The sequence below is a fragment of the Sphingobacterium shayense genome (assembly GCF_013179575.1).
Classification (GTDB): Bacteria; Bacteroidota; Bacteroidia; order Sphingobacteriales; family Sphingobacteriaceae; genus Sphingobacterium; species Sphingobacterium shayense.
Genome location: NZ_JABMCQ010000144.1, coordinates 1 through 11,450, shown reverse-complemented (window position 1 = coordinate 11,450; position 11,450 = coordinate 1). Strand labels below are relative to the sequence as shown.

Annotated in this window: 7 protein-coding genes; 6 read left to right on the top strand and 1 reads right to left on the bottom strand. The window is 42.7% G+C overall.

Features of this window, described 5'->3' with window-relative positions:
• From HP439_RS14730 to HP439_RS14705, 6 genes are all read left to right on the top strand, one after another.
• A partial coding sequence (locus HP439_RS14730) for a RagB/SusD family nutrient uptake outer membrane protein (RefSeq protein ID WP_172391101.1) occupies positions 1-535 on the top strand: 535 nt, incomplete at its 5' end.
• 42 nt (positions 536-577) lie between these two features.
• Positions 578-2,185 carry an FAD-dependent oxidoreductase gene (locus HP439_RS14725; RefSeq protein ID WP_172391100.1) on the top strand — a complete coding sequence of 536 codons (1,608 nt, stop codon included), beginning with the start codon at positions 578-580 and terminating at the stop codon, positions 2,183-2,185.
• A 147-nt stretch (positions 2,186-2,332) separates the two neighbouring features.
• Entirely contained in the window at positions 2,333-2,710 is a 378-nt protein-coding gene (locus HP439_RS14720) for a hypothetical protein (protein WP_172391099.1), read from the top strand.
• 141 nt (positions 2,711-2,851) lie between these two features.
• Positions 2,852-5,950 (top strand): SusC/RagA family TonB-linked outer membrane protein, encoded by a 3,099-nt coding sequence (locus HP439_RS14715; RefSeq protein ID WP_172391098.1) that lies wholly within the window; start codon positions 2,852-2,854, stop codon positions 5,948-5,950.
• A gap of 20 nt (positions 5,951-5,970) precedes the next feature.
• On the top strand, positions 5,971-7,419 hold the full coding sequence (locus HP439_RS14710; protein WP_172391097.1) for a RagB/SusD family nutrient uptake outer membrane protein: 1,449 nt from the start codon (positions 5,971-5,973) through the stop codon (positions 7,417-7,419).
• 89 nt (positions 7,420-7,508) lie between these two features.
• Positions 7,509-8,672: a hypothetical protein gene (locus HP439_RS14705; RefSeq protein WP_172391096.1), complete on the top strand. Its 1,164-nt coding sequence runs from the start codon at positions 7,509-7,511 to the stop codon at positions 8,670-8,672.
• Here the strand turns inward: HP439_RS14705 and HP439_RS14700 are convergent.
• Positions 8,667-10,805 carry a sensor histidine kinase gene (locus tag HP439_RS14700; RefSeq protein ID WP_172391095.1) on the bottom strand — a complete coding sequence of 713 codons (2,139 nt, stop codon included), beginning with the start codon at positions 10,803-10,805 and terminating at the stop codon, positions 8,667-8,669. The two genes, HP439_RS14705 and HP439_RS14700, sit on opposite strands and share 6 nt — an antisense overlap.
• Between the last annotated feature and the right edge of the window lie 645 nt (positions 10,806-11,450).

Genomic DNA, 11,450 nt, shown 5'->3' with positions numbered 1-11,450 from the left:
TCTGTGGCGTAAATATGCAGACATCGCTGATCGTGATAGTCCAGCAAATTCTGATATTGACATTATATTATTTAGGTATGCTGAGGTGTTATTAAATTATGCCGAAGCGAAAATCGAAGCTAATCAAATCGATCAGTCTGTTTACGATGCCATCAATATGGTACGACAGCGCCCTTCCGTAGAGATGCCTCCGATTGAAGCAGGGAAGACCCAACAGGAACTTCGCTCTGCTGTTCGCAAAGAAAGAAAATATGAACTTGCAGCAGAGGGTCTTCGATTGTTCGATATCAAACGTTGGAAGATCGCCCATCAGGTGATGCCAGGAAAGCTTCGCGGGCGTATCCGCGGCGAGCTCCTTGCCTCGGCGCCTTCGATTGATGAAAACGGAACACCGAACTATGATAATGTGGCGAATCAGGGGAAAATGCGAGTGATTGAAACCCGTACCTACGACGCCGACCGGGATTACCTTTGGCCGATTCCTAGACTAGAAATGGAAGTGAACACAAGTTTAGAGCAGAATCCAAATTATTAAACAAAACAATAGGTTATTAAAACATAAAAAAAATAAACGGACATGAGAATATTAATAATATTGATATACCTAAGTTGTGTATTGGTACCCGTATCAGCAGGTACTAATCCTAAAGCCAAACATTACGACATCGTTGTTTATGGCGCAACCTCCGCCGGCGTGGTGGCGGCACATACTGCTGCGAAAATGGGCAAGTCTGTTGTCCTAATTGCGACCGACACGCATATCGGGGGCCTTTCATCCGGAGGTCTCGGGCAAACGGATATAGGTAATAAATTCGTTATTGGCGGGCTATCCCGTGATTTCTATAAACGACTTGGGGATATTTATGGTGAAGAGGAAACTTGGCAATTTGAACCTAGCGCGGCTTCCAAGGTATTCGACGATTACATAAATGAGGCGAATGTTCCAATCATCGCCAACAAAAGAATTGAAAGTATTAGTAAAGAAAATACAACGATTACCTCGTTGATTTTGGTAAATACCTTCGGTTCTACGCGTAAAAAGCAAGAGATAAGTGGTGAGGTTTTTCTTGACTGCTCCTATGAGGGTGATTTGCTTGCAATAGCAGGCGTCTCCTACACCGTAGGAAGAGAAGATAACAGCGTTTACAAAGAGACATATAGTGGGTTCCATTTACCCGTTTATCGCAAGACCTCCGGTTATCACCAGTTTCCCGACAACGTCAGTCCTTATGTTGTTCCAGGAGACTCTACCAGTGGACTTCTCTGGGGGATCGGTGATAAAGAGTTTGTAGAAAATGGTACAGGAGATAAAGGTGTGCAGGCGTATAATTTCCGTATTTGTTTGACCGACAGTGTCGAAAACATGATTCCTATAACTAAACCTGAAAATTATGATCCAAAAAAATATGAGCTTCTTATTCGGTTGTTTCAAGCCCAGCCTAATGACAGAAAGATTAGTAGCTACTTTATTTGGACAAAAATGCCGGGCCGTAAAACGGATGTTAATAATCGGGGTGGGTTTTCTACGGATATGATCGGTGCGAATCATAACTGGCCGGAGGCTTCTTTTGAGGAACGTAAATCGATCTTCGAAGATCATTTGGATTACACCAAAGGCCTGCTTTATTTTTATGTAAGCGACGAACGTGTGCCTCAAGAGCTTCGTGATTTTGTCTCAAAATGGGGATATCCCAAAGATGAATATGTTGATAATAACAACTTCACACCACAGCTATATATCCGCGAGGGAAGGCGTATGATCGGAGAGTATGTTATGACTGAACACAACGTAACAGGGAGACAGATCGTGAACGATCCTATTGGTATGGCGGCCTATAACATGGATAGCCATAATGTAAACAGGCTGGTAGTTGACGGGATGGTGAAGAATGAAGGAAATGTTGAGATTGGAGGATTTAAACCTTATCCTGTTTCTTATAAGTCCATCACCCCAAAACGTTCGGAGTGTACGAATCTACTTGTTCCGGTGTCTTTATCCTCCTCACATATCGCTTTCGGTTCCATACGGATGGAACCTGTATTTATGCTTTTAGGAGAAAGTGCTGCGGTAGCGGCTGCTCAGGCGATCGACGAAGACGCTGCGGTGCAGAACATCAACTATCCCACGCTTAAGAAGACATTGCTAGAAAAAGGCCAGATATTAAAATACCAAAAGCCGGAATAGTACCTTAACTATATGTTTAAAATTGCATGGGCCCACGAAATCTTTTCTCGGCCCATGCTTTTATTGATGTGTTTGCAATGAATTATTGGTTTCTCCTTTGTTTTCAACCGATGAATAGTTAGATTTGTCGCACATCTTTAGCAGGTTATGAAGTTTGGGAGATTATTTCTTGTAATCATGGCAGTGGTTGTTCTAAGCAAACCATTCATCCCAGTATTCTTTTATCTTTCGAACATCGAACAAATTACAGCGTATTTCTGTATCAATAAGGATAAACCCATGTTGCACTGTGATGGTCAATGTTACCTCGCAAAAAAAATGGCGGAAGCTAGGGAGAAAGAAAAATCTGAACGTGGTTCCTCAAGTTTCGTTGATTATACACTGCTGCAGATCGATTGGATTGAACGTTTTAATGTTCAGCTGTTTCCGGTGTCAGCAATCGAAATACAATCATACACGTACGTAAATACCCATTACAATTTCAATTTTCAAAGTCAGCCCTTCATGCCGCCAAAAGCCGCATAAAACACTATTTATAAGACCTGTACCGTTCGCGTTTAGGTCTATAATATTCATTTTTATTAAACATTTTTCTTAGATCCGCTCTACGGGCCTTTTTTCGGGTTGTACTCGTGAATCCCAAATGAGCGCATATTATCTGAATTTATGCAGGGGTATAATAAACTTTGTGGTATTTGGTATGCCACATTGATACTAGTGACTTTATTCCTTTTTGGGAATGACGCGTTTGGCCAACAACTGAGGTTGACAGGGTTAGTAAAAGATAGCAAAGATAAACCCATCGCAGGGGCGACAATACAAGTCAAAGGGCGTTCATATCAGTCCCGCCAAACGAGCCTCGATGGTCGCTTTTTGATTTCGGCAAGGTCCGGTGACACGCTTCTCATTTCTAATGTAGGCTATAAGTCGGAACACATTAACGTAACAAATCAAGAAACTGTCTATGTTGTGCTTTATGAGCAAACCAATGAGCTCGATGAATTAGTCGTTACCGCGTACGGACAGTCTTCTCGGCGTGCTTTTACTGGTTCAATGCAACAGATTCACAGTGAAACGCTAACGAAAACATCTGCGGCGAGCTTTGAAACCGCATTGCAGGGAAATGTTCCGGGTATTAACATCTATACGACTGGTCAACCAGGCGGAGCTTCAAATGTGCAGATACGAGGGATTGGTTCGATTAACGGCTTACGAGAGCCGTTGTATGTGCTTGATGGTGTTGTAATGAACTCGGATAACAACTCACGTGTCGGCGGTAACGGTGCTGTAACAAACGTCAATCCATTGGTTTCGATTAATCCCCGAGATATTCAGAGTGTAACTGTTCTTAAAGATGCGGCGGCTGCATCACTCTATGGCTCTCGAGCAGCGAACGGTGTTCTTGTTATTACGACAAAACAGGGGCAGTCAGGAGCAACGAAACTTAACTTTTCAGCTGAGGGAGGACTTTTGCACAATCTCACTGAAGAAAAAACTATTACAAATGCCGAGTTTAAGGACCTATGGGAAATGGGACAGTTGAATAGCTATATTCAGAATAACGAAGGAGCTGAATATGTTAGAGTGTACAATGATCCGGCCCTTTATGCGAAGTACCAAAGCAAAGCGGAACAAGATTATCGCGCTGTTTACGGTTCTGAGCCCGTTAATTCCGATTGGCTTGATGCGATCTATCGATTAGGGTCAAGTCAGCGCTATTCTCTTGCAGCAAGCGGAGGCGGAGAATCTACGAACTTCTTCCTTTCGGGAGATTATGTGAAACAAAAAGGAACAATAATTAGATCTGATCTCGAACGGAAATCCGGCCGGCTCAACGTAAGAAACAAGGCGAAAAGTTGGCTCTCGATCGGCGCAAATTTGTCCATCGCTAGTTCGCAACGTAACTCGGGGCAATATGACGGTGAATACGTGGGCGGATTAAATCCCCTATATATGGCCCGTGTATTGCCTCCGGCCGCACCTATTTGGGATGAAAATGGCTATATGGGAATTGCCGATTTACCTAACCAAATTGAAAAAAATGCAAACCCTATTGGCGTAATTGAAGTTGGTGAGTATCTTAATAAAGATATGCGACTTCGGGGGAATGCTTTTGTAGATCTGGACTTGCCGTCCGATTTCGCATTTAGAACGACGCTTGGTATAGATCATCAAAGTTTAGAAGAATCGCTTTACGATAATAAAGAGTTTGGCGCCGGAGGCGGCCAGTGGAATGGAGTACTTTACGTCGCCCAGGGGCAGGTGCTACAGACGACTACTTCCAGTCAGTTGACTTATAAACGGCATTATGCAGCGCATAGTGTTGATGCATTACTTGGTTTTGAGTCTCAACAGTCTAACATGAAGTCTATCAATAACTCGGGGTACGACATACTTGATAGCGAACTGCTATCCTCCAGTAGTATCGGAACGTTATGGTCGTGGAACGGGAATTCGGAAAATTACTCGTTGCTTTCATATTTCAGTAGGCTCAATTATGCGTTCAATGATACCTACTACCTATCAGCGAGTTTGCGTAAAGATGGCTCCTCGCGCTTTGGTGTTAATTCTCGCTGGGGAACTTTTTGGTCGGTTTCCGGAGGATGGGTGCTATCGGAAGAGCCTTTCCTAAAAGAGTCTTTTTTCTCTTTCTTAAAACTCCGGGCGAGCTACGGTACCAATGGGAATCTACCCTCGGCGTATTATGCATCATTAGCATTCTTTTCTACCGCCGGGAAATCATACGCTTCCCAGTCTGGGTTATCCTATGGACAGCTCGCCAATCCCGACCTCTCTTGGGAGCTTAGTCGGAATGGGAACGTTGGAATTGATGGGCGTATAGGTGAAAAATTTGACTTCTCGGTTGAATACTACCAAAAGAAAACAGATGATCTACTTTTAAATGTACCGGTGTCATTGACGACAGGTTTTCGAAGCCAGCTGCGAAATTATGGACAGATGGTCAACAAGGGCTGGGAATTTTCGTTTCACTACACACCGGTAAATTCGTCGGACTTCAATTGGACGCTCGCACTGAATGCCGCTCTCCTGGATAATAAAATCACTAAACTTAGCGCAGATATCATTCCTACTTATGACGCCTCAAATGGGCAACATCCGATTGTTACCAAGGTTGGTGAGAGCTATAACTCATTTTACTTGCGAGACTACGCCGGAGTAAATAACCAAAATGGCCTTGCTGAATATTATGTTCTCAGAGAAGGTAGACGCACAGGAGAGAAAACAACAGACGCTCAACAGGCCGGTTTTGGAATTTTCGGAAGTGCATTACAAAAAATCCAAGGCGGTGTTTCCAGCGAAATTAAGATTAAAAGATTTGACCTTTCAGTATTATTTACCTACGGGATAGGGGCGAAAGCATATGACTGGACTGCATTTAAACGAGATGACGATGGTTTTTACCCGCAGTTTACAACTACACGAGCACAGCTTAATCCATGGACTCCGCTGAATACCAATACAAGCGTACCCATACGTATAAATGGTAATTCTAGCTTTTCCAATGATGTGTCGACGCGGCACCTTTATAGTGGAGATTATTTAAAACTCCGCAATCTGCGAATGGGATATAATTTTCCGAACAACAAATGGTTCCAGGCAACCAAGGTCTATCTTCAAGCGGATAATCTGCTGCTTTGGACCGCGATTGACGATTACGACCCCGAAGCCATCGCCAATGGCGTGAATTTATTCCAAACACCGACGTCCCGTAGCATAATGCTAGGGATACAACTTAGTATTTAATAGATTAGAATCGATCGACAATGAAAAGAATTTTGATATATACAATTGTCATTATAAGCTTGCTTGCTGCTAGTTGCGACAAGGACTTTTTGAATCAGACACCAGATGACGTAATCTCACAGGACCTGGTCACAGGCTCTGTTGATAAATTAAATCGATTGTTAACAGGCTCGTATAATGAGGTGTCTTCACCAAATTATTTAGGACGATTGCTACAAAAACGTGCCGCAGTGAAAAGCACTGACTTTCGTTTTGTGCAGACAATCTACAATCCGCGTAATTATGAACTAATAGAGTACCGTTACGAAGAAAGTCCAAATAATAACGGGGGTGCTGCAGACCTATGGCAACAGTGTTATAAAGTTATCGGAAACTTAAACCTAATTCTTTCTCATATCGATCAGGCGGAAGGCGACGAGGTTTTAGCTAAACAGATTAAAGCGCAAGCATATGCGCTTCGAGCAATGGTGTACTTTGACTTGGTACGTACTTTTGCTTATCCTTGGATAAGAGCGGGGGGAAGTTCACAAGGTCTTCCTCTTGTACTTATCCCCGGACAGACTAGCTCCACACGGAGCAGTCTGGAGGAAACATTTAGCCAGATCCTTTCTGATTTCCAGCTGGCAGAGACGTTGATCCAGGAAAATACCTTCACAGAAGGCATCTCGAAATATATTACTAAGACAGCGATTTATGCGCTGCGGGCCCGAGTATATCTCTATAAACAAGATTGGAATAACGCTCTACTAGATGCGGATAAGGTATTTTCGGTTATACCTGAGTCAAGGTTGATGTCTTCCGAAAATTACGGTTTGACAGACTTTAACTCAGAATCAATTTTTGAGCTTAGTGTGAATGAAGATAACTCATCGGGAAGTAATGGATTAGGGGCGCAGTTTGATTTTCATAATGGCGGTCAGGGGGATGTGTTGGCAACGAATAGTTTTGTGAAACTACTGACTGAATATCCCGGTGATCCTCGAGTGAAATTATTAGCGGACGACAAAGAAGGTAGACAAAATAGTTTTATCAAATACGTCAACCGTGCTGGGGGGACAGGTCTAAGTATGCACAATATTCCTGTAATCCGACTTTCTGAGGTATATCTGATCGCTGCTGAGGCTTGTGCTAACGGGGCCAAAGGCGGCGAACTGCATGCTCTTCGTTATCTTAATGCATTGGTAGCGCGGCGGACAGATGATTTTCAAAGCTACAAAGCCACAGAGTCCGGGAGCGCTCTGCTTAGGCGGATTTATAAGGAGCGTAGAAAAGAGCTAGCGCTGGAGGGCCACGAAATTTATGACCTTATACGAACGGGTCGTGATATCGTCCGTGTACAGGATGAGCACGTGAACACGGGGATAAATAGCAATAACCTTACGATAAAAACAGATTCGCCTAAAACCATATACCCGATTCCAGCAGCAGAAATTGCTGCAACGGGAATGTCGCAAACGGAAGGATACTAAACAAAAAAGAACTTATGAAAAATATATATTGTTTCTATATGGTAATTTTTTTGCTGATTTTCAGCGCCTGCAACTCAGAAAATAAAAAAATGAGATCGTCAGAAGGCGTTCATTCAATTGCGTTTTTTGACGTTCCTAATGCGACACTTCCAAGTCTGTATGTTGAGGGGGAAAAGCTCTATTTTAGCTGGGTAGACACTGTTTCTGTCCCTGGTAAGGCAAGGTTGTCAGCCGCGGAAATAAAAGACACTACCTTGGTTTCCAAGGTGAGCTTAGCAACAGGAGAAGATTGGTTTATCAACTGGGCAGATTACCCTACAATCGCGGTTCGGGGCGAGAATATGTTAACGCATTTTCTGCAGAATCATCCTGGGGCAACCAAAATGGCGTACAACATCAAAATTGCCGTACAAAATAAGGTTAACCCGGTGACTGATTTTAGGCTTTTGAATACCGACGGTACGGCTAGCGAACATGGATTTGTTTCTATGCTTCCACTTAATGATACAACGTTTTTCGTTACTTGGCTTGATGGGAGGAATATTAAAGGAGGGCATAACCACAACCATAGTAATCAAGAAGGTGCCATGAATGTGAGGTCGGCAGAAATAGATCTTAAAGGAAATATAAATAACGAAGTTATTCTCGATCATATGGCATGCACGTGTTGTCAAACCACAGCGACGTTGACTAGTAACGGCCCGGTAGTGCTGTACCGAGACTGTACAATTGATAATATTCGCGATATCGTCATCACACGTAGAATTGGCGATCGATGGACCGAACCTCGACCGATTCATTTAGATGGCTGGAAGATTGCGGGTTGTCCTGTAAATGGCCCCAAAGCAGATGCGATCGATAGTGCGATGGTCGTTGCATGGTATACGGGAGCTGGCGGTAAAGCTAAAGTAAACGTCTCCTTTTCTAGGGACGCCGGAGCTACGTTTTCCGAGTCGACTACGCTCAGCAAAACACACCCTTTAGGTAGAGTTGACGTAAAAATGATCGATCCTCATCGAGCGATAGTTAGCTGGATGGAATCGGACGCTGAGCAGACCTTTCTTTACGCTCAAACTGTAGCCGATAACGGAAAGCTGGGCGAAGCAATCAAGATTCATCAACTCTCTTCCAACAGAAAGTCTGGGTTTCCACAAATGGAAATTGTGGACGATAAATTATATTTTGCGTGGACGGACCTTGGGGGTATCAACGCTGGCGTTCGAATAGCCTATATGGCGCTTAAGACGTTATAAGTTTGGGAACCGGAGTGTGATTGCTGTCCCCCGCCCGATGTCGCTGTCTATCGAAATTGCTCCATCAAGCCGTTCAACGATGCGTTTGACTAAACAGAGACCCACGCCAGAGCCTGTAAAATTGGAAGAATTCGAGGCTCTATGGAACATTTCAAATATTTTCTTCAATTCATTCTTAGGAATACCAATACCGTTATCTTTGATCGTATAAAACGTGTCGCCATTTTCTTTTTTGCTGAAGATCTCAACCTGTGGCTGCTGTACTTCAGAGGAATATTTGACGGCATTGCCGATAACGTTCATAAAAATTTGGTACAGTGCACTTTTTTCACCAAATATCGGGAGTAGTGGTCCTAACAGGAACGTGCAGTTCCCCTTACTGTGCACAAGTTTCGCCTCTTGGCACAGCGAACGTATTGTATGCGACATTGGAATAAGGTCCTTGGAGTAGGAGAGGGTCCGGTTCTTACTTAATTCGACCGTATTGTCAACTAGCGTCTCAATTGCTTTAACACCCCTGTTAATGGTTGTTAGCCATTTACTGAGAAACTCAGGACTCATATTTTTTTTTGTCTTTAAAATGTCTGAGCCCATTTTAACTATAGAAAGCGGGTTTTTTAAATCGTGTGACAATGTAAAAGTGAGCATTTCGAGTTCATTGTTTAATACTTGCAGCTCAGCGCCTGCACGCTCTTGCTCCTTCGATTTGCTAACAATGACATCGCTTATTAGTTTATCTAGGCTGCGCATAAAAGTTATCTCATTTTCATCCCACGGTATCGCTGTATCGATAAGTTTTTGCTGTTCGAACTCAAACCCAGTAGCACCATGTTGGCGTGTTTTGGTACGGATACGCGTGATCGGGCTCTGGGTTTCTTTTTTAAACCAAAGAATTATACGGTCATCCTGCCCTCCAACACAAATGGCTGCTAAACCAGCGAATGGTAGTTTTCCGTCGATGTGCTGCTGATGCCTCAAGCGAAAATTATGATCTTTTAAGAGCGGTCTTTTGGGCTGGTTACGGAAAAAACTTACGATTTGACAAATCTGACTTTCAGAGGGGCATAGTCCACGCGATGAAATTTCGCCATGCATATAAACGGCGATCCCATCAGCGTTTGCACCAGCGCAAAGAACGTCCATATGGCGACGCAATCCAGCCTCAATAGATTTTTGCTCTAGCAACGACACACGTAGCCTTTCTTCGGATTTCTTTAACTGTTCAAAGTGTTTTAGGCGCTCCTGTTTGATAAAACCGAAATATTTATCTGCCGCATCTTGGACAATAAAACTGCATAGTTTTCGCTTTTGCAAGTCTATCGTTTTTTTATTATTGTGGTGGGCGATGACTAGTCCCCAGAATTGATCGTTTATTGTGATAACAAAATGAATAGCGGAGCGCACCTCATTCTGCTGCAGGTAGTATTGGTGGGAGAGCGGAAATGGGCGTAACATACAAGCGGCTAGATCAATATTTTCGCGAATAGCGAATAAATTCTGCTTTTTTTGGGTTAAATCGGGACAATATATATACGGGCGAGCATTATAATATTCGATCGTTTTCTCATCCATGAAGCCATTTGAAAAATCCTGTCCTAGGATACTATCCTGTCCTGCATCTCGAATTTCGGAAATGACTTTGCTAGTGCCCGACTCCGGAACTCTTAATATGGCTATTCGGCTGAAACCAATAATGTTGTGGATTGATTTACAAAGATAATTCCAGATATCGTGTTTTTTTTGCTCATAGAGAAATCCAATTTCGTTCATCTCGGAGGCTAAAACGAATTCGCTTTTTTGTTCCTCCCATTCTAGATAAAGTTGCTGGTTGTATACATAAATGTGCACATAGTATTTAGTGCCTTGCCACTCGATAATAATTAGTTTCCGAGGAGAAGAGAAATTAATGACCTCATTTATAGAACGTAACAATTCGCTGGATGCGTCGTCGAAATAAGCATTTATAAAACAATCTAGGCAAGTTCCCAAAAAGATCGTATCCTGAAAGCCTAGCTGCTTTTTTACACTTTCGCTTACAGCTATGATTTCTTTGTTAAGTCCGCTGATAAGTAAATGGCCGTGCGATTGGATAGCCACTCTTGTATACACAGGGAGATGAGTTAGATTCGACATGTTAACGAGCTCATACTTTAAACGCATTGCTGCGAGGTGTATTAATTAAAACGTAATTATTTGGTAATTATTATGTTACATTGTCCTTTTGGGACTTCTATGAACGAAAACAGCAGGTACTTTCCTGAAACATGCCCCTACGTTGGAAAATGGAGAATTGTCCAACAGTACGCTGCCATTAATAGCCGAAATCGCAGTAAAATAATTAGAACACCTAATTAAAGGAGCGCTGCGCTGCTTTGCGAAAAATGCCTTCGTTTCTTGTTGCCTTGGTATCATAGTCAATAATGTGGATTCGTTTTTTCAAAATTAATTTAATTTTGAAATGTTCGTGCTGTTATAAATACTCTTTTTGGACAGGAAACTACTTGTTTGTAGCTTTAAAAATCGCGTCAGCGCTTTCTAAATAGGGGATGGTGCCGTAGAAAATACCTGAATATGATATTGTTAGAACGAAAGGGACCGAAGATCGTTTTTCTAATGAATGTTGCTTTTGACCTTATGCAAAAAGGCAGCTTAATTGAATGTAAACAAGAAACGAACACTATGAAAAAGACAATGTTTTACCTAACAGCAGTGTGTTTTAGTAGCATGCTGATTGCATGTGGCAACCCCGAAAATAGAAATGATTCAGAAACAATCGAC

Coding starts and splice junctions, on each gene's coding strand:
- HP439_RS14725 (WP_172391100.1), top strand. CDS start 578: ATGAGAATATTAATAATATTGATATACCTAAGTTGTGTATTGGTACCC.
- HP439_RS14720 (WP_172391099.1), top strand. CDS start 2,333: ATGAAGTTTGGGAGATTATTTCTTGTAATCATGGCAGTGGTTGTTCTA.
- HP439_RS14715 (WP_172391098.1), top strand. CDS start 2,852: ATGCAGGGGTATAATAAACTTTGTGGTATTTGGTATGCCACATTGATA.
- HP439_RS14710 (WP_172391097.1), top strand. CDS start 5,971: ATGAAAAGAATTTTGATATATACAATTGTCATTATAAGCTTGCTTGCT.
- HP439_RS14705 (WP_172391096.1), top strand. CDS start 7,509: ATGAGATCGTCAGAAGGCGTTCATTCAATTGCGTTTTTTGACGTTCCT.
- HP439_RS14700 (WP_172391095.1), bottom strand. CDS start 10,805: ATGTCGAATCTAACTCATCTCCCTGTGTATACAAGAGTGGCTATCCAA.